At 60.7% G+C, this 18,855-nt stretch carries 18 protein-coding genes and 1 pseudogene; 5 read left to right on the forward strand and 14 right to left on the reverse strand.

Annotation, left to right across the window (positions count from 1 at the left end; translation table 11 throughout):
- Nucleotides 1-92: 92 nt before the first annotated feature.
- The 8 genes from FHT85_RS27520 to FHT85_RS27555 form a co-directional block, all read right to left on the reverse strand.
- Complete coding sequence (locus FHT85_RS27520; protein ID WP_112339224.1) at nucleotides 93-797, reverse strand: DUF899 family protein; 705 nt, start codon at nucleotides 795-797, stop codon at nucleotides 93-95.
- 719 nt (nucleotides 798-1,516) lie between these two features.
- Nucleotides 1,517-2,815, reverse strand: a complete 1,299-nt coding sequence (locus tag FHT85_RS27525) for an NAD(P)/FAD-dependent oxidoreductase (RefSeq protein WP_112411156.1) — start codon at nucleotides 2,813-2,815, stop codon at nucleotides 1,517-1,519.
- 135 nt (nucleotides 2,816-2,950) lie between these two features.
- Complete coding sequence (locus FHT85_RS27530; protein WP_112411157.1) at nucleotides 2,951-4,207, reverse strand: ABC transporter substrate-binding protein; 1,257 nt, start codon at nucleotides 4,205-4,207, stop codon at nucleotides 2,951-2,953.
- A 52-nt stretch (nucleotides 4,208-4,259) separates the two neighbouring features.
- The gene (locus tag FHT85_RS27535; protein WP_112411158.1) at nucleotides 4,260-4,688 is read right to left on the reverse strand and encodes a hypothetical protein; all 429 of its coding nucleotides are present in this window, start codon (nucleotides 4,686-4,688) and stop codon (nucleotides 4,260-4,262) included.
- On the reverse strand, nucleotides 4,685-5,740 hold the full coding sequence (locus FHT85_RS27540) for an aldo/keto reductase (RefSeq protein ID WP_112411159.1): 1,056 nt from the start codon (nucleotides 5,738-5,740) through the stop codon (nucleotides 4,685-4,687). The genes FHT85_RS27535 and FHT85_RS27540 overlap by 4 nt, the downstream gene beginning before the upstream one ends.
- A gap of 5 nt (nucleotides 5,741-5,745) precedes the next feature.
- Nucleotides 5,746-6,099: a TIGR04076 family protein gene (locus FHT85_RS27545; RefSeq protein WP_112411160.1), complete on the reverse strand. Its 354-nt coding sequence runs from the start codon at nucleotides 6,097-6,099 to the stop codon at nucleotides 5,746-5,748.
- 1 nt (nucleotide 6,100) lies between these two features.
- On the reverse strand, nucleotides 6,101-6,589 hold the full coding sequence (locus FHT85_RS27550; protein WP_112411161.1) for a DUF3830 family protein: 489 nt from the start codon (nucleotides 6,587-6,589) through the stop codon (nucleotides 6,101-6,103).
- Nucleotides 6,586-7,320 carry a GntR family transcriptional regulator gene (locus FHT85_RS27555; protein ID WP_112411162.1) on the reverse strand — a complete coding sequence of 245 codons (735 nt, stop codon included), beginning with the start codon at nucleotides 7,318-7,320 and terminating at the stop codon, nucleotides 6,586-6,588. Before FHT85_RS27555 ends, FHT85_RS27550 begins: the two co-directional genes overlap by 4 nt.
- Nucleotides 7,321-7,441: 121 nt before the next feature.
- Between FHT85_RS27555 and FHT85_RS27560 the strand changes: the two genes are divergently transcribed.
- Genes FHT85_RS27560 through FHT85_RS27575 form a run of 4 tightly spaced genes read left to right on the forward strand, consistent with a single transcriptional unit; the run spans nucleotide 7,442 to nucleotide 10,873 of the window.
- On the forward strand, nucleotides 7,442-8,239 hold the full coding sequence (locus tag FHT85_RS27560; protein WP_112411163.1) for an ABC transporter ATP-binding protein: 798 nt from the start codon (nucleotides 7,442-7,444) through the stop codon (nucleotides 8,237-8,239).
- Nucleotides 8,236-8,985, forward strand: coding sequence for an ABC transporter ATP-binding protein (locus FHT85_RS27565; protein ID WP_112411164.1), 750 nt, complete (start codon nucleotides 8,236-8,238; stop codon nucleotides 8,983-8,985). Before FHT85_RS27560 ends, FHT85_RS27565 begins: the two co-directional genes overlap by 4 nt.
- Nucleotides 8,982-9,890 carry a branched-chain amino acid ABC transporter permease gene (locus tag FHT85_RS27570; protein WP_112339215.1) on the forward strand — a complete coding sequence of 303 codons (909 nt, stop codon included), beginning with the start codon at nucleotides 8,982-8,984 and terminating at the stop codon, nucleotides 9,888-9,890. Before FHT85_RS27565 ends, FHT85_RS27570 begins: the two co-directional genes overlap by 4 nt.
- Entirely contained in the window at nucleotides 9,887-10,873 is a 987-nt protein-coding gene (locus FHT85_RS27575) for a branched-chain amino acid ABC transporter permease (protein ID WP_162709677.1), read from the forward strand. The genes FHT85_RS27570 and FHT85_RS27575 overlap by 4 nt, the downstream gene beginning before the upstream one ends.
- A gap of 134 nt (nucleotides 10,874-11,007) precedes the next feature.
- Here FHT85_RS27575 and FHT85_RS27580 read toward each other — a convergent pair.
- From FHT85_RS27580 to FHT85_RS27605, 6 genes and pseudogenes are all read right to left on the reverse strand, one after another.
- Nucleotides 11,008-11,181: pseudogene (locus FHT85_RS27580) on the reverse strand (alkane 1-monooxygenase); the annotation flags it as partial.
- Nucleotides 11,182-11,295: 114 nt separating this feature from the next.
- Nucleotides 11,296-12,483 (reverse strand): galactarate dehydratase, encoded by a 1,188-nt coding sequence (locus tag FHT85_RS27585; RefSeq protein ID WP_112339213.1) that lies wholly within the window; start codon nucleotides 12,481-12,483, stop codon nucleotides 11,296-11,298.
- Nucleotides 12,484-12,609: 126 nt separating this feature from the next.
- Entirely contained in the window at nucleotides 12,610-14,331 is a 1,722-nt protein-coding gene (locus tag FHT85_RS27590) for an ABC transporter ATP-binding protein (RefSeq protein WP_112411165.1), read from the reverse strand.
- Nucleotides 14,332-14,338: 7 nt separating this feature from the next.
- Nucleotides 14,339-15,460, reverse strand: a complete 1,122-nt coding sequence (locus FHT85_RS27595) for an ABC transporter permease (protein WP_112411166.1) — start codon at nucleotides 15,458-15,460, stop codon at nucleotides 14,339-14,341.
- Nucleotides 15,461-15,469: 9 nt separating this feature from the next.
- Nucleotides 15,470-16,456: an ABC transporter permease gene (locus FHT85_RS27600; RefSeq protein ID WP_112411167.1), complete on the reverse strand. Its 987-nt coding sequence runs from the start codon at nucleotides 16,454-16,456 to the stop codon at nucleotides 15,470-15,472.
- A gap of 91 nt (nucleotides 16,457-16,547) precedes the next feature.
- On the reverse strand, nucleotides 16,548-18,494 hold the full coding sequence (locus tag FHT85_RS27605; RefSeq protein ID WP_112411170.1) for an ABC transporter substrate-binding protein: 1,947 nt from the start codon (nucleotides 18,492-18,494) through the stop codon (nucleotides 16,548-16,550).
- 194 nt (nucleotides 18,495-18,688) lie between these two features.
- Here FHT85_RS27605 and FHT85_RS27610 point away from each other — a divergent pair.
- A partial coding sequence (locus tag FHT85_RS27610) for a GntR family transcriptional regulator (protein ID WP_183774612.1) occupies nucleotides 18,689-18,855 on the forward strand: 167 nt, incomplete at its 3' end.

Below are 18,855 nucleotides of genomic sequence, written 5' to 3' on the forward strand. Positions count from 1 at the left end.
TCGCCGAGGTTGAAAGGAGGAGTTGGTGCCGCCTGTCGCCCCACGTGACTTCTGACTCATAGCGTCGAGATCGGTGACTGCAATGATCGTGTTCAGTAACTGAGCTTCGGGTACCAGTCCGCACCGCGCCCGGCAGGCGTCATGTCAAGAATGTTCCAGAGTGGCGCGATGTCGACCGCCCCCCTTGGATCCTGGCCCGGGTCCGCCGCTGCGGTCGGCATCTCGCCATTGTAAAAGACGCGGACATCTTTCCCATCCTTCTGGTAGACGGTGAATCCGGGGTTTTCAGATCCGTTGTCATTCAGCAGGCCTAGGTCACGGGCGTAGTCGTCGCCGACGGTCTGGACGAAGTCCAGGTCGCGCCAGCCCCGCTCGATGGCGAAAGCGCGCTGCCGTGCCACCGGGCTGCGACCGATGATCTTGAAGGCAACCCGTTGCTTGACATCGGCGCCGTTGCCGTTCACTCCGCCAAGGAAGTTCGTGCACATGGGGCAGGGCCGTTCGCGCTGCGGGCCGAACATCCAGAAGTACGTTACTAGCGTATCGTGATGACCGAACATGTCCGCGAGACCGACCTCGTCGCCGTTCTCGTCCTTGAAGCGATAGTCTTTTTGGACCACCGGGCCTGGAGGCAGACGGCGGCGTTGCTCCGCAAGCCTCGTGAGATGTCGCCGGACTTCGATTTCCTCCGCCAGCAGGGCCGTCCTTGCCTCGGCGTAATCCGGGGATTCATTCGTGAATCTGCTCGCGCGCTTTTCCGCCAGTTCCTTCGCTGGTCTCAACTCGGTCATGTCCATGTACTTGCTCCTTTGATCCATTCCGACCGTCCCGCGATCCAATCAGCCTTTCGGCGTTTTCGCGTCTGCTGTCTGAAGCGGGCGAGCGCGCATCGTGGTTTTCGCGCCCTTGCCTCTATAGACGCACGAGGAGATCCGTTCTCGACAAGGACAAATCGTTTTTTTCGCGAGGGTTCTTCCCCAGACCGCCGGCGCTCACTCAACCGGACCTGTGAAGCTTTCGAGAATAGTCAAGTTTGGGCTTGTCGAAACAAGCGTCATCGACATCAACCTTCATTGATGCGCTCAGACTTTCCGAGGGAGCGAAAACTTACCGGCTTTGGGTCTGTGTTCTCAAAATGTGAAAAAGCGATCTCGCGAGCTCTTGCCACTCGCACAGCAATCGTAGGGACGGCTGAAGGCCTGAAGATCTGACTTATCGCCGAGGAAATCCGGCCTATATTGCAGTGGTCTAGAGACATCCGCTACTCAAAGCGGCGTTGTTTACCACTGGTATCGATGACTTCGCCGCGGTCGCCTTGCTCCGAAGTTATCAAAAGGACGACCGCTTGCTCGCAACCGTCAACCAGATCGGCCGTCAGATGAGAACGACGTCGCGTCTCAACATCAAATACTTCGAACGAAGCTGATCGTCGTCTCGTACTTGAGGGCAAAAAGCGGCGTCAGTCGACGCAAAACGCGAAAAATCTCCGAATTAAAGGCAAAGCGACACCAGCGCTTTATCGAGGGCCATTTCGCCAATCTTCGAAGCGTGCATGCGTCAAGGCAAGCGAGGCAACGACAGGCATGAGCCGGTGAAATGGCAGCGCCCGGCTGGACTGCAGCGGGATCGGCAGGGATTCGGCGATTTCACCCAGCGCCAGTCTCGCCAGTGTCCGGCCGAGTTGCGCCGTCATGGCGATGCCGCGGCCGTTGCAGCCGATTCCTCCGAAGAAGCCGTCGCCGAAACGGTAGAGACGCGGCAGGAAATCTGGCGTCATGATCGCCATTCCGGTCCAGACGATCTCCATGCCGGGATGGCGCGGCAGGCGGAGTTCGGATACGAGCCGGTCGACGACAGCGCGGCCGACACGCTCGAAGGCGCCGATTGGATTGATCGCCATGCCGCCACTGATCAACCTGTTGTCACGATCGAGCCGGTAAGTGAAAAGGTTGGAGCGTGTATCGCCGACAGGCCGGCGATTTGGGGCGATCCGTGCAACGATTTCGGCATCGATCGGCTTCGTTGCCACTTGATACACCTTTAACGGCACGCCCGTTCGGCCCATGCGCGCGGCTATGCCGCTTGTGAAGGCGTTGGTGGCCAGGATGACGACATCCGTTTCGATTTCATGGCCACCGAGGCCGACGAGCCAGGTGCCGCCATGTCGCTCGACGTGTTCGACCACATTGTTTTCGCGGATATTGCCGCCGCGCCGCATGACCGCGCCCGCGAGCCCATAGAGATAGTTCAGGGGATGGAGGGTGCCGCCGGAGTGATCGATCAATCCTCCGGAATAGATCTCCATACCGGTCTCGCTCCGAATGGCGCCGGCATCGAGAAATTCGACTGGACGGCCAAGCTCTGTCCAGTCCTTCGCCCGTTGGCGCAGGATCGCAGCCATGTCGTCGCCATACGCGGGCTGCAGCCAACCGGTCTGCGCGGCATCGCATGAAATCTGCTCCTCCGCGATGGTCGCAAAGATCTCGTCGGCACCCGCACCGACGAGCGACAATAGCGCGTCTGCCTTGCCGCGCGGCAGCTTCTGACGGACGGTCGCCGGATCGGCCTTGGCAAAATTGGGAACGACGAAACCGGCATTCATGCCGCTGGCACCGGCGCCCAATCGTCCGGCTTCGAGGACGATGACAGAGCGGCAGGCGCGAACAAGATGAAGTGCAGCGGTCAGGCCGGTGAAGCCACCGCCGATCACGACGACGTCTGAGCGGGAAGGCAGGCCGCGGGAAAGTTCAGGGGCGGGGTCGGCTGTCAGCGTCCACAGGGTCGGATTGGTAGGGCGGGCGGCACTGCTGGGCATCAGCGGAGGGTCTCTCAATAAACTACGCCAGATAGCTGTCACCGTAGATCAGCCGCTGAAAGGATTGCGCCAGGATGATTTCAAGCGAGGCGCGCCGATGAGTGCCCCTCGCCTTTTTGCAAAGTAGAGTGTCGCCTACTTGATCTTATCCTTCAGGGCTGAAACGTCTTCCATCTTCAGCTCGCCATCGGTGGTGACCTTGCCGTCGGCGATCTTCCAGAGACGGAAGGGGCCGGTGATGTCGCCATACTGATCGAAGGAGACCGGACCGATGACGCCTTCGTAACGGATCGGCTTGCCTTCCTTGATCAGGCCGAGCGCCTTGGTGAATTCTTCCTTGCCGGCATAGATCGGTGTGCCCTTGGGATCGACGACCCTGTAGATGTCATCCTTCAACTTGGATGTGTCGTCGCCGGCGATTGCCAGCGCGAGACCGACGATCGCGCCGGCATCATAGGCGCGGTCTGCGGCCGGGTTGGTCGGCTCGATGCCCGAAAAATCCTTGTAGTTCTTGTTGAAATAGTCGGTCGATGGCGTCGGCGTCGTGCCCGAGGAGGTGCCATAGGCGTCCTTCAGATAGTCGGCACCGACGGAATCGATGAAATCAGGGCTGTTCATGCCGTCATTGAGCAGGAATTTCTGTGGTCCGCCTTGCGAGATCCAGGTGCGGGCGATGGTCGCGCCGTCGACGGGTGTGCTGACGAGATAGAGGCCGTCCGGATCGCCGCCCATGCCGGCGGTAACTTCCGATGCATAGCTCGATTGCTTTTCATTGTAGGGCGTCGTCGAGACGATCGTGCCGCCGAGCGCCTTATAGGCCTTTGAGAATTCGGCAACCATGTTGACGCCGAAATCGTTGTTGACGTGGATGATCGCGAGCTTCTTGAAGCCCTTGTCGATCGCGTATTTGGCGGCGGCGATACCTTGGAGCGAATCCGATGTGATAGTGCGGAAGAAGATGCCGTTGGTCTTGCCGTCGCGGCCGAGCGCCGTCAGTGTCGGCGAAGAGGCGGCCGGTGATACCTGCACGATCTTGGCCGGCGCGGTGACCGAGGTCAGAATCGGGATCGTCACCGAAGAAATGATGCCGCCAATGATGGCCGGTACCTTCTTGACCTGCACGAGCTGGGTCGCGGCATCAACCGCGACATTGCCCTGACTCTGGCTGTCGCGCGTATCCGTCACGAGATCGCAGCCATGGGCGCCGCCGGCGGCGTTGAGGTCGCGGAAGGCCATCTCAACAGATTTTGCGCCCGCCTGGCCGTATTCGCCGGCCGGGCCGGTCAGTTCCATCACGAGGCCGACCGTCACGTTGCAGTCGGCGGCATTGGCGGCACCGGCTGCGGTCAGAAGGGCCAGAGCCGTGGTGATTTGAAATATCGTCTTCTTCATCTTTGTTCCCCTTGTTCGGTCAACGATTTTCATTTCTGTTTTTTAGAACCTGTCAGGTCTCCGGCATCTGCAGCCAGGTTTCATGCAGATGCTGCCATTCGACGCCGTTGGGTGCCGATGAACTTGCGGTGAAAAGCGCGCTCGCCTGCCGCCGGCTATATTTGCCGGCGCGCATCTGCGCTTCGACATAAGTCAGGACGATGGTATCCACGGTTTCGTAGCTCGCGCGGATATCCGAAATCTCGATGGTGAAATTACCCCGAAACGTCGCCCGGTTTGCCCGGATCAGCTCGATGGTCTCAGTGCGGTCGAAGACGCGGCCGGTCGGCGGGATCATGTGAAAAGCCTGGCCGAAGGTGCGCTCGCAGCGGCCGAAATCGGTCTTGTCGGCGGTTGCGGCGTCATACCAGGCTTCGAAGAAGCGATGGAAATCGCGGACCTCGGCGCTGGCCTTTTGGAAGAGGGGGGATTGCTGGCTCATACCTTCCCCGCATTCAGGTTGTAATGCATGATTGAACCGTGCCTACCGGTGCGATCGCGCTCCAGCGTGTAGACATCGCCTTCAAGGCCAGGGCTTTGGGCGATGATGCTCGCAATCTGCCGGCGGTCGTCGTCCGATAGGGCGATATCCATGATCTTGGCGTTGGCGAGCGCATGTGCCTGATTACGGGCGCCGACGATGACTGCGGCCACCTGCGGCTGCTCCAGCACCCAGGCGCTGGCGATCGTGGCGATATCGACTCCATGACGATCGCCGACGGCTTTCAGCGTGCCGAGCAGTGATTGAAACAGCTCCCAGCCGCCAAAGTCATCGATGATCAGCTTGTATTTGACGAGAGAGCGGTTCTCGAGCGGCATTTCCGGTTCCGGCTGCCCCAGCCATTTGTCGCTCAGGAAGCCGCCGGCCACCGAACCGTAGCAGAGGAACTTCACGTCGTTCTCCGCCGCTAGTTTCGCGAGGCTACGCGATGGCCGCTGGTCGAGAACGGAATATTGCAGCTGCTGACTGACGAGTGGAATGCCGGCTTTCAGAATCTCGGCAATATGAGGCGTATCGAAATTGGTCGTGCCGACATTTCGGACCTTGCCTTCGCGGCGCATCTCGTCCAGCCAGCTCAGGGCTTCGAGATGGCCGGGCGTGGAGTAGTCCCACCAGTGAAACTGGACCAGATCAAGCTGTTCGGTCTTCAGCTTTCGCAACGACTTGTCGACGATGCCACGAATATAATTGCGGCTAATGGTTGCGAGCTTTTCCAGATCCGGCACCAGCTTCGTGTGGACCTTCATCGCACCTGCGGCTTGCGTGCCGCGCTCGTTGCGAAGCCGCTCGCGCGCCTCGCCGATCAGCTCCTCGACGCCCGTATAGATGTCGGCGCAGTCATAGGTGCGGATGCCGACGTCGTAAGCGGCGATCAGGTCGGTCACGGCCTGGGTACGATCGATGGCGCCATGTCCTCCGGCAAGCTGCCAGCCACCGCGGATGACGCGGGAAATCCTGTATCCGGGGCTGAGCTCAAAAATCTTGGCGGTCATACCGTTCATTCTCCTTCGGGCAACGGCACAGCCGTCGTTTCGGCATGGCTGAACCGCCGCTTGCCCGTCCTGACGATGCGCAGCCGGCTCGCGCAGTTCGGGTCGGGGCAGGCGATTTCCGCGTCCGAGGTCATCCAGTCGTTCTTGTGAGTGGGCCGTTGCTTGGCCGCCAGCAGCGGCAGGACGGCTGAAATGGAGTAGATCGAAAAGCCCTGCCCCGCAGGCAGGGACAGCATTTCGCCCTTGAGTTCGAAATAGTCGCCCGGCTTGGCGCCGCAATAGATCGGCTTGCCCTCGGGAATGACCGCTTCCACTCGAAGGTCGAAGAGCTCGAAACTGTCGTCGCTTGCAGCTGTCATCTCAGATCTCCGCGCGCTCGAAGGTGACGTCGCAGGCGCCGTTGCGGCGGATGACGCCGCAGGCTGCCGCGAAGTGCTCGCGCTCCTCGGGGCGCACCTGTGCGACGACGCTGCCGGCAAGCCAGCCGATCGGGAAGAGCAAGCGGGCGCCGGGTCCATAGAACAGACCGATATCGAAGATCGCATCTGGATTGCCGCCCCACATGCGCGGCGGCACGTAGCTCAGCACGATATCACCTGGCTGCGGCGTCAGCGTTGCGTTTTCGGCGGGCAGGGCGTTCGCATAGGAAGCACCCTTCAGATGCGCCGGCGGGATCGGGCATGAGATTTCCGGGCCGGTCCACATGGCGTGAATGCCACCGACTACGCGCGTTTCACTGAGATAATTCCAGAAAAAGGCGGCATTATCGGGCGCCTTGGCTTCCAGCAGAGGTGCCAAGAGACTGAGACCGGAGCGGGGTTCGGAGATCTTGATGGCGCGTTGGCTCATACGGATTGGCCCTTCTTGGCTTCGGCTTCCAGTTTGCTGCGCAGGAAGGTGAACGGCCGGCTGATGTCTGCCACCAGCGCATCGCGGGCTCCCTTTGCATCCTGCGCGGCGATCGCCTTGACGATCGTGCGGTGATAATGGGCGGTGTCGACCTCGCCGGCATCCGAGAAGGCGTAAATGGCGACGCGGATACAGGGGCCGGATTGCAGCCAAAGGCTTTCGATCATCGGGATCAGCACGGCCGAACCGCAGGCGCGATAGATCTCGAAATGAAAGGCTTGATTGAGCGTCACCTCGCGGTCGACGTCCTTCTTGTGCTTCAGCGCGCGCATCTCGTCCCATTCACCGAGCATGCTCTCGATCGTCGTAATCTGGCGCGGTGTCATGCGGGTTGCTGCAAGCGCGATCGCCTCGCCCTCAATCAAGATGCGGGCGCGCAGAAGGTCGTCCATGCGCTCCAGCGTGATCGGCGGTACGCGAACGGACCGGTTGGGGAGAGCTTCCAGCGCTTTTTCCGTGATCAGCCGACCGAGAGCCTCGCGCACTGGCATGGTGCTGGTCATCAGCGCGTCGGCAAGACCGCGGATCGTCAGCACCTGGCTCGGCTCGAACAGCCCGCCGATCAGCGCGCGGCGCAGCTCCAGATAGACCCGGTCCTGAACGGTTTCTCGCCCCACTGGCGCAAGCTGTGCGGCAATCGGATCGCTCTTGTCGGCGGTGGCCTTTTGCATTCGAAATCCCTTTTTTCGGCTTGCGAAGAGGATTAAAGCTGATTAGCGTGATCAATGCAAGTGTGATCACAAATCAAATAATCAGGGAGTGGCAACGATCGCTTCCGGCTAGAGGGATCTCATGAGTACGACAACTGAACGGCATGGGGAGGAAGCCCGGCCCGTCCTGACAGCCAGAAACGTAGTGCGGCGTTTCGGCGGTCTCGTGGCGGTCAACGACGTTTCCTTGCATGTGCGCCAGGGCGAGATCCTCGGCTTGATCGGTCCGAACGGCGCCGGCAAGACGACGATGTTCGACCTTTTGGCCGGCAGTGTTGCGCCGAGCAGCGGCGAAATCGTTCTGAACGGCGCCGAAGTCGCAGGCGAGGCGGCGCATCGCCGGATTAGTCGCGGCCTCGGTCGTACCTTCCAAATCCCGCGGCCTTTTCCCAATCTGACGCTTCTCGACAATGTCATGCTGGCTGCCCAGGACCAGGCGGGAGAGCAGCTGCTGTCGAATTTCCTGCGGTCGTGGAAAGTCGTCGCGCAAGAGAAGGCCGCCCATGCCAAGGCGATGGAGTTGCTCGACCTCGTTCACCTGACGCGTCTGGCGCACGAGCCGGCCCGCGTGTTGTCGGGCGGCCAGCGCAAGCTTCTGGAGCTTGCCCGCGTCATGATGGCCGATCCTGCCCTCATCCTGCTCGACGAGCCAGCCGCCGGCGTCAACGCGACGCTTCTCGAGACGATCATCGACCGCATCCGCGATATCAATCAGCGCGGCGTCACCTTTCTTCTGATCGAACACAATATCGATATGGTCACCCGCCTGTGTCACCGCGTGCTTGTGATGGCGAGCGGCCAGCTTCTTTGCGAGGGCACGCCGGAAGAGGTCGCCCGCGATCCGCGTGTGATCGAGGCCTACTTGGGAGGCGCGGCGTGAGCGAACCGGTTTTGAGCGTTCGAAATCTCATTGCCGGCTACGAGCCGGGTGTTCCGATCGTGCGCGGTGCCTCGATTGCGGTGGGGGAGAAGGAAATCGTCGTTGTGCTCGGCCCCAATGGCGCCGGCAAATCGAGTTTCATCAAGGCGATTGCCGGTCTCGTTCCGGTCGAAAGCGGCACGGTCGAACTGGCCGGCAGGGATATTACGAGTACGCCTGCGCACATCATGGTGCGGCTCGGCCTCGCCTTCGTGCCGCAGACGGAGAATGTCTTTCCGCTGATGTCCGTCGAGGATAATCTGAAGGTCGCCGGCGGCATTTTGAAGCCGAAAGACGTGCCTGCTCGCATCGAAGAAATGTATGCGACCTTTCCGGATCTTGCTCGTCATCGCCGCATCGCCGCCGGCAATCTTTCCGGGGGGCAGCGGCAGATGCTGGCCGTCGCGCGCGCCCTCATCGTTCACCCGAAGCTTCTCGTGCTCGATGAGCCCTCGGCGGGCCTCTCGCCAAAATTCGTTTCGATGGTCTTCGACATGCTGACGGAAATCCGAAAATCTGGCGTCACTATTCTGCTGGTCGAGCAGAATGCCAAGGCGGCACTTGCGATTGGCGATCGCGCTTATGTCCTCGTCGAGGGCAAGGACAGGCATGAAGGCGTGGCTTCCGAGCTTTGGAACGACCCTGTCGTTGCCGAACTCTATCTCGGTCAGCGACCAGCATCTTCCATAAAGGGAGGTTCGGCATGAATCTGCAATTTATCGTCGACGGCTTGCTGACGGGCTCGATGATCGGTCTTGGCGCCATCGGCGTGACGCTCACCTATTCGATCCTGCGTTTCTCGAACTTCGCCCATGGCGACTTCATGGCTTGGGGCACCTATGCGACGCTTGCTGTGGTGAGCGCCATCGGCGCAATCTTTGGTAAGGTCGCACCCATCGGCCCGCTCTCCTTCGGCTGGCCGCTGATCGTGGCCGTGATCGTGGCGATGGGCTTTACCGGCCTCCTTGCCCTCGCGCTCGACAAGGTGCTGTTTGCGAGACTGCGCGCCAAGGGCCAGTCGATTATCGTCGTCATGGCGAGCTTTGGTGCTTCCATGGCGCTGCGCAGCCTTCTTGAGTTTCTCTTCACATCGCGCCCGACCTACTTTAGCCGCGCCATCCAGATCGCCATGCCCATCGGCTTCGGCATTCGCATCACGCCCGATCAGATTGCTCTTTTGATCGTCACGGCGCTTCTGGTCTTCGGCGTGCATATGCTGATGACGAGGACGCAGACGGGCCGCTCCATGCAGGCGCTGAGCCAAAACCCGGCACTTGCCCGTGTCGTTGGCATCGATGTCGCCAAGGTCGTGCGCGTCACATGGTTGATCGGTGGAGGGCTCGCCTGCGTTGCCGGCGTCATGATCGGCATTCTCGTACAGATCCGTCCGCTGATGGGTTTCGACATGCTATTGCCGATGTTTGCCGCCGCCATTCTCGGCGGTATCGGCAGCGTGCCGGGCGCGGTTCTCGGTGGCTTGATCATCGGCCTTGCCGAAGCGGCCGCGGTTCAGCTTATCGGCGCGGAATGGCGTGCCGCCATCTCTTTCATCATCCTGATGGCGGTGCTGTTCATCCGGCCGATCGGCCTTTTCGGAGTGAAGGAGCGATGATGGACATTATTGGATACGGCGCTTTCTTCCTGACGACCGCGTTGATTTTTTCCTTCATTACGCTCGGCCTGAACCTGCAATGGGGCCTGACCGGCCTCTTCAATGTCGGGCTCGCCGGCTTCGTAGCGATCGGCGCCTATACCTCGGCCCTGCTGACGACGCCCGATACGGCCGGGCGGTTCGGCGGGTTCGATCTGCCGATCCTCGTCGGTTGGCTCGGTGCGATGATTGTCGCCGGTCTTGCCGCCGCCGTCATCGGCGTGGCGACGCTCCGGCTGAAATCCGATTATCTGGCGATTACCACATTCGGCGTGGCAGTCGTCGTCCAGCTCGTGGCGCTGAATGCGCAGAAGCTGACCGGCGGCCCCTTTGGCATCGGCTTCATTCCTCGCCCATTTTCTGGCCTTGCTGAAACGCCACTTCTTTTCAACTTGGCGAATCTCAGCGTCGTGACTGTCGTGATGCTGATCGTTTATTTTGCGCTGGAGCATCTGGCGAAAAGCCCCTGGGGGCGTGTTCTCAAGGCGTTGCGTGAGGACGAGCGCGCCGCCATTTCTCTCGGCAAAAACGCTCGCTTCTATCGCGTACAGGCCTTTGCCGTCGGCGGTGCGATCATGGGACTGGCCGGCGCCATGCAGGCACATTTCATCGGCTTCATCGCACCGGACAATTACCTTCCTATCCTGACCTTTCAGGTCTGGGTCATGTTGATCGTCGGCGGCTCTGGCAGCAACAAGGGTGCTATCATCGGCAGTGTTCTGGTCTGGGCGATCTGGGCCGGCTCCGGTGCGCTGACGAGTATCCTCTTTTCGCCAGAGCAGCAGGCTCGTGCGGCATCGCTGCAGATCGTAGCAATCGGCGTCATGCTCTGCATCATCCTGCTGGTGCGTCCCGGCGGCCTCTTCGGCGATATGCCGCGGCGGCGCTTGGCGGCCGCGCCGCAACAAAAACCGGCAGTGGATGAGAGCAGCGCCGGCTCATAGCCCAGCGCCTGAAGGAGTTGGAGCGTTGATCCAGCTTTCGGCTTGGCGCAGGCGCAAAACGTGTTGACTTCTGGTAGGCCATGAAACAGTCGCGCTAAATTGACCTTCTTTCGTCAGGAGAGGGCAGGTGCGAGGCGGGCGGGATCATATGCTTTCTGAAGCGCACCGGTCGAAAGCGGAAGACCGCCTGGCGCCTTGCCGACTCCGAGATCGACGCGGCCCGGCGCTAGCGCCGCCAGCAGATTGAAGTTCTCAGCAACCCTATAGGCGCTGTAATGCTGCAGCATCACTCCGCCGGAGCCTATCCTCAACGCTCCTTCTCGAGGACGCTCTCGCCAAACGCACGCGAGCAAAAGCATCCACCAAATGAGAGGGGCGGCCCAATGGCCGCCCCGATTTTTCAGGTGACGCTGATGCCAAGCTCACGCAAAGGCATACGAACCATCCGGACGCTTCGGCACGCGCCGCTGCCAATGAATATAGCCTTCCTCTTCCATGGCCTTCTCATCCATGTCGACGCCCCAGCCGGGTCGGTCCGGCCTCAACTCGAGATAGCCGTCCTTCGGCAGATAGGGATCGACGACATAGCGGGTTTCCCCCTGCCGCTGCTCGACCTCGTTGCCGCCATAGACATAGGCTTGGCCCTTCGGCAGCCGGTATTCGAGGATCTTGAAGTTCTGCGCGGCGGCGGAGAAGTGCACATTGACGGCGGTCGCGAGCGGCCCCATCGGGTTGTGTGGAGCGACGCCGACGAAATGCGCTTCGGCAATCGTCGCGATGCGCCGCATCTCGCTGATGCCGCCGACCACGCAGATATCCGGCTGGATGAGGTCGGCGCCCTTGACCTGCAGCAGACGCAGGAACTCGTTGCGGTTATAGAGGGACTCGCCGGTCGCGAGCACACAATTGAGGCCCTGTTTCAGTTCGCCCCACATCTCGATGTTTTCCGGACGCAGCGGCTCCTCGTAGAAGAGCGGGTCATAGGGCGCCAGCGCATTGCCAAGCTGGCGGGCGGCGATCGGCTCGAAGATCTTGGCATGGGCGTCGAAGGCGATCTCATAATCGTCGCGCACGGTCTCGCGCAGCGAGCGGAAATAGTCAGCCGATGCCTTCACGACATTGCCCCAGCGATGGGCATGCATGTCGATGCGCCAGGGGCTGAGCTTGAAGGCGGTAAAACCCCATTCGACGTTCAGTCGATCGAGCTCGTCGCGTGCCGCTGGCGCATCCGGTGCGGTATAAACGCCGGCATAGACCTTGATGCGATCGCGAACCGCACCGCCGAGCAGCTTGTAGACCGGGACATTGAGAGCCTTTGCCGAGAGATCCCAAAGGCAATGGTCGAGCGCGGAAATGGCCGAAAGGCCAAGCGCGCCGGGCGGGAAGCGGCTCTGCTGGATCAAGAGGTTGATGAGATAGTCGATCCGGCTCGGATCCTGGCCGGCGATGAAGCCATAGAGATAGTCGAGGATCGGCGGCAGCGCCAAATCCGGGCCGTGGTTGTAGCACTCGCCCCAGCCGGTCAGTCCGTCATCCGTATCCAGCGCCACGATAACGCGCGGGCGATCCTTGTCGCGGGTCATGAATACCCGCATGCGGTCGATCTTCATCTTACTTCCTTCTATCGGTGGTTATAAATGCGGCATGGGAGGTGCCGCAGGTGGGGAGATCCTTGCCGTGCTGCGGCGAAATCCGAGCGCGGCAAATAAGCGTTCCGGCCTGGTTGAATAAGGCCATCACGCAGCGCTTCCGTTCTTCACGGTTTCCGGCTCGACATAGCGAAAGCGTCGCGAGCGATCGCGATCGCGAGGGTCGGGGCGCGGGATCGCCGAAATCAGCGCCTGCGTATAGGCATGGTCGGGTGAATTGCAGACCTTGTCGGCATCGCCAACCTCGACCAGGCGGCCCTTGTACATGACGCCGACGCGGTCGCACATGTAGCGAATGACGCCGATATCATGGCTGATGAAGATATAGGCGAGGCCAAGTTCGTCCTGCAGGCGCATCAGAAGATCGAGGACCTGTGAACGCACGGAGACATCGAGAGCCGATGTCGCCTCGTCGGCAACGATGATGCGCGGATTGAGCGTGATGGCGCGGGCAATGCCGATACGCTGGCGCTGGCCGCCGGAGAAGGCATGCGGATAGCGCTCGCGCGCCCTTGGATCGAGCCCGACCTGCTCCATCAGATGGCAGACGCGCTCATCGAGCGCGTGGCCCTTGGCGACGCCGTTGACGAGCAATGGTTCGCCGATGATCTGCGAGACGGTCATGCGCGGATTGAGCGAGCCGAACGGGTCCTGGAACACCATGCGCAGCTCGCGGCGTGCGGCCGCAAGGGACGCCCCCTTTGCGCGCGCCAAGTCGGTGATATCGCCATCGGCGCGGCGATAAAGGATTTCGCCTGCGCTTGGATCGATAAGGCGCATGATCGAGCGACCCATCGTCGTTTTGCCGGACCCACTCTCGCCGACGATGCCGAGCGTCTCGCGCGGCAAGAGCGAGATCGAGACATCATCGAGGGCGCGGACCTCGCCGAAGGCCATCGAGACATTGCGCAACTCGAGGATCGGGGCTGCGCCTTTATCGAGAGGCGGTCGCGCCAGACGGATTTCCGCCTTCCTTTCGAGCTTCAGCACGGAACCGATCAACATGCGGGTATAATCGTCCTTCGGAGCATGGAAGATCTGCTCGACCGGACCATATTCCTTAACCACGCCATTGTGCATGACGAGCACGTCGTCGGCGATCTGTGCGACCACACCCATGTCGTGGGTGATGAACAGCACCGCCATGCCAGTGGCCTTCTGCAGCCGGGCAATGAGGTCGAGGATTTCGGCCTGTGTCGTCACGTCGAGCGCCGTTGTCGGTTCGTCGGCGATTAGCAGCTGCGGCTTGCAGGCAAGCGCCATGGCGATCATGGCGCGCTGGCGCATGCCGCCCGAATATTGAAAGGCGTAGCGGTCTATGGCTTTTTCCGGAGCGGGGATTTCCACCTGCTTTAGAAGCGAGATCGCCTCGGCGCGTGCTTCCGCCTTGCTCATGCGCGTGTGAAGACGCAGCGCCTCCATGATCTGGTCGCCGACCGTGTGGACCGGCGAGAGCGAGGCCATCGGCTCCTGGAAGATCATGGCGATATCGCGCCCGCGGATGGATCTGATGTGCCGCCCGCGCGGATTGAGCTTGGCGAGATCGACCGAACTGCCGCCGATGCCGTTGAGAATGATCGAGCCGCCGGTGATGCGGCCGGGGGCGTCGACGATCTGCAGGATAGAGCGCGCGGTGACCGATTTGCCGGATCCGCTCTCCCCGACGACGCAGAGCGTCTTTCCCGGCTCGATGGCAAAGGAGAGATTGTCGACCGCGCGAAAGGTGCCGGTTCGCAACGGGAAGTCGACGGTGAGATTCTTGACCTGCAGCAGCGGACGAGCGGTGTTCATGGAAACGATATCGGTCATTCCCGCCTCATTTGTTGTAGGGATCGGCCGCGTCGCGCAAGCCGTCGCCGAGAAGGTTCAGGGCCATGACGGCGATGACGACGGCGACACCCGGCAGGAAGAGCCACGGTGCCGTTGCGATCGAGCGGATGTTTTGCGCCTCGCGCAGCAGCACACCCCAGGAGATGGTCGGCGGCTGGAGGCCGAGCCCGAGGAAGGAAAGCGACGTCTCGGCCAGAATCATCGCCGGCACGGCAAGCGTGATGGAAGCGATGATGTGGCTGGCAAAACTCGGCAGCATGTGGCGGAAGATGATGCGCCCCTCGCTGGCGCCGTCGAGCCTTGCGGCGGCGACGAATTCTTCCGTCCGCAGCGATAGGAAGCGGCCGCGTACGACGCGGGCAAGCTGAGCCCAGCCGGTCAAGGACAGGATGATCGTGATCATCATATATTGCAGTGCCGCCGGCCAGCCTTGCGGTAGCGCTGCCGCCATGGCGAGCCAGATGGGGATGGTGGGCAGCGACAGTACAAAGTCGATCAGGCGCTGGATGAAAAAGTCGAGCTTTCCACCGTAATAGCCGGAAACCCCACCAAGAACGATACCGAGCAGAAGCGAAAAGAAGACGCCGACGAGGCCGATCGACAGTGAAATCTGTGAGCCCTGAACGGTGCGGCTGAAGACGTCGCGCCCGAGCCGGTCTGCGCCGAACAGAAGAAGAGGCGTCGACTTGTCGGAAGATGCCAAGAGATGGATGTTGCTCGTGAAGAGCCCGAGCACGGAATACTCATAGCCTCTCCCGAACAGGCTGATGGAGACGGGCTTCGTCGTATCCTCCTTGAAGATCGGTGCAAGTGTCTCCGGATCGCGGGTTAGCTTCAGCGGATAATAGTGAAGCCCGAGGGAAAAGCCGTTATCCGTGTCAAATAAATGCACCCTTTGCGGCGGGTGGAAGGTTGCGCGCGCGTTTTGCTGATTGGGATCGTTTATGGCAAAGAAGCCCGGCACGATCGCGACGATATACATCATCACGGTGACGATAAGGGCGACCATGGCAAGCTTGTGGCGGCGGAAGGCCCACCAGATCAGCTGCCATTGCGAGGCGACGGCGGCGCGGTCGGGGCGCAGGGTCGTGACGGCGATATCGGCCATGGGCTGCTCCTATTCCAACCGGATGCGGGGATCGACGAGGGCAAGCAGAATGTCGCTGATGAGTGACCCGATCAGCGTGAGCGCGCAGATCAGCAGCACGAAAGCGCCGGCGAGATACATGTCCTGTGCCATCAGCGCCTGCAGCAGCAAGGGCGCCGCCGTTGGCAGGTTGAGGACGATCGCCACGACGACCGACCCGGAAATGAGATTGGGCAGCAGCCAAGCGATGGTGGAAATAAACGGATTGAGGGCAATGCGCAGCGGATATTTGACCAGCAGCCGGAACTCGGAGAGGCCTTTTGCCCGTGCCGTCGTCACATAGGGTTTTGGCAGCTCGTCCAGCATATTGGCGCGCATGACGCGGATGAGGCTTGCGGTCGATGAAACTGCAAGGATGACGACCGGCAGCCACAAATGCGACAGGAGATCCACCGTCTTGGCGATACTCCAGGGTGCCGTCTCGAACTGAGAGGAAAACAGGCCGCCGACATCCTGGCCGAACTCGACCGCGGCGATATACATCAGCACCAGCGCCAGCAGGAAGGAGGGAATGGCAAGTCCGAGAAAGGTGAAGGCGGTAAAGAGATAATCGCCGATCGAGTATTTCTTGACGGCGGAATAGACGCCGATCGGCAGCGCGATCGCCCAGGTGGCAATCAGCGCCGCAAGCGCCAGAATGAGCGTCAGCGCCATGCGCTCCCAGATAAGGCCTGAGACCGGCTGTTGCCATTCGAACGAGATACCGAAATCGCCGCGCGAAAGAATGCCCCACATCCATTTCAGATATTGAATGAGCATCGGCTGATCGAGGCCGAAGCGCTCGCGTAGCTGCGCGGCCGTGTTCTGATCGACCACTTCATTCGAAGAGGCGAGCGTGGCGATATATGTCGTCACATAGTCGCCGGGAGGCAGCTGGATCAGCACGAAGGCTAGAAAGCTGACCGCGAAAAGGGATGGGATCATCCATAAAAGGCGTTTACCGATGAAGACCAGCATGGCTGTTTCTCGCAGTGAGCGCTGCCGCGGGCAGCTCCGCATGATGGGAAAGCGCCGCCCGCCCATGCAAGGCGGCGCCGGATCGGTGTGATCAGCTGGTAAAGAAGAATTGCTGCGGCATGGCCGGTCCCGGATTGGGCCACGACCAGCTGTCCGGCTGCTTTTCGGGAACATTGTGCAGATTGTTGCGGATGATGCCGAACCCGCCGACGGCGAGGCAAAGGCCAACAGTTTCAAATTCTTCGGCGGCGATATCAAAAATCTGCTTCATGACCGCGCCGCGCTTGTCGAGATCGGCCGTCGAGCGCGCCTCATCGAAAAGTTTCATACGCTTCTTTTGGCTTTCCGGCGGTTCCTCGCCCTGCTTGCCGTTCGAGGTGTACCAGACCGACCATGGGATTGCGTAGCGCGAGCCTTGCGGGTGGAAAGCGAAGAAGTCGCGCGGATCGAGCATCGGATCGAGGCCGCCAGGGCCTGGCCAGACTTGGGCATCATGGGCGTTGTCGTCGCCGCGCGTATAGTAGAGCGCCCGCTCGATCGTGTTGACTTTCATGTCGACGCCGATCTGTGCCCAATGTGCCTTCACCAGCTCGAGAGCATCGACCAGATCGGGATAGAGGGTCGGAATGACGTCGACGGTGAAGAACATCTTCTGACCATCCGGCCGGAGCCGGAAGCCGTTCGCATCCTTCTTGCCATAACCGGCCTGGTCCAGCATGGCGCCGGCCTTGTCCGGATCGTAGTCGGTGAACTGGCGAGCATATTTCTCGTTGTACCAGGGATGCTCCGGTCGCGGCCCGGCCTGGTAGGGTTGGCTCTGCCCGAAGTAGACGATGTCGATGATCTCCTGTCGGTTGATACCGAGCGAGAGCGCCTGCCGGACCGACTTGTCTGCAAACATCTTGCGCATGGCCGGATCTTTATGGGTGATGTTGAGGTAGATCTGGCATTGCTGCGAAGTAGAAGGAATAAGAGTTAGAAGGCGATAGTCACCCTTCTTCATGTTCTGCGAAAGCGTCGGCTTGTTGGCGAGCACGCTGATATGGCGCTCTTGAATATCGATCTTGCCGGAGATGACATTCAGCATCAGCGATTCCACATCCTGCGAGATGCCGAAATTGATCTCGTCGACATAGGGAAGCTGGTTGCCTGATGTATCGACCTGCCAGAAGTATGGGTTGCGCGTCATGACGACGCGGGTTGCACCGCCGGTATAGGGTTCCTTGACGACCCAGGGATCGAGCGTCGGTTTGTCGGGATTGCCCCACCGCGAGGGGATTTCGATGTCGCCGCAGCGGGCGCGGAAGAGTTCGGGCCAATTGCTGACGCCGGCCTTCTTCGCATCCTCGGCGATGTTCGGATTGTATTTAGGCAGGAACTGGCTGCAATAGTGCTTCGGAAACAGCGTCGGGTGCTGGCCGAGCGGGGTTGCGAGATTTTCCAGATAGAGCGCGTTCGGAGCGGCAAAGGTGAATTTCACCGTATAGTCGTCAATCTTCGTGACACTGACGGCCTTGCCGGCGACGGACAGTTGCGCCGGCGCCGCGCTATAGAGATCGGTATTCTTGACGCAGTCTTCGATGGCGAAAACGACGTCGTCGGCCGTGAAGGGATGGCCGTCGGACCAGCGAGCGCCTTGAATGAGGTAGAAGGTGAATTGCGAAGCGTCGGCATTGACGTCCCAGCGTTCGGCGAGGTTCGGCAGGACCTGGGTAAACTCGAGGTTCCAGCGCACCAGGCTCTGATTGCCCACCATGCGCAGAATGCCATTATGGTCGGACGAGCCGCGCAAGCCACGCCGTAGTGTGCCGCCATAGGTTCCGACCTTCTCGTAAGGGGTGATCACCATTGGCTTTTTCGGCAAGCGGTCGGCCAGCGGCGGCAGCTTGCCTTCCTTGACGAGCGCAGCCAGGGCGGGCGCCTCGCCACCTGCATCGGCAGCGTTGACACGACCGGCCAGAGACAGGGCTGCCATCCCCGCCATACCTCCCAGGACGGCGCGTCTACTCACGCCGCGGGACAATATTTCATCGCGCATCGAATCCCTCCCATTTTGATTTCGGCCGGGCTTTGCCTCGACCGATGCGACCGGCTCCCGTCCCGTCGCCATGCACCGCGTCGCGACCATATTACATTCTCAGATAATTACAATAGTTGACATATTTTTACATATTTTGTAATTCTGAACGCGCAGGTGCGCTATGCCTGCGCCGCCATTCACGAAGGACGATGATGAAACTCTCTGTCGCCAACGATTCCGGTGTGGGCGTGACGCGCTTCGGCGACATCATCTATGAGAGGATCGTCGCGATGATTGCGGATGGAACCTTTCCTGTGAACGAGCGGTTGCCGGCGGAAGCCAAGCTCGCGGAAATGTTCGGCGCGTCACGGCCTGTTGT

Source organism: Rhizobium sp. BK312, assembly GCF_014193605.1.
GTDB lineage: Bacteria > Pseudomonadota > Alphaproteobacteria > Rhizobiales > Rhizobiaceae > Rhizobium.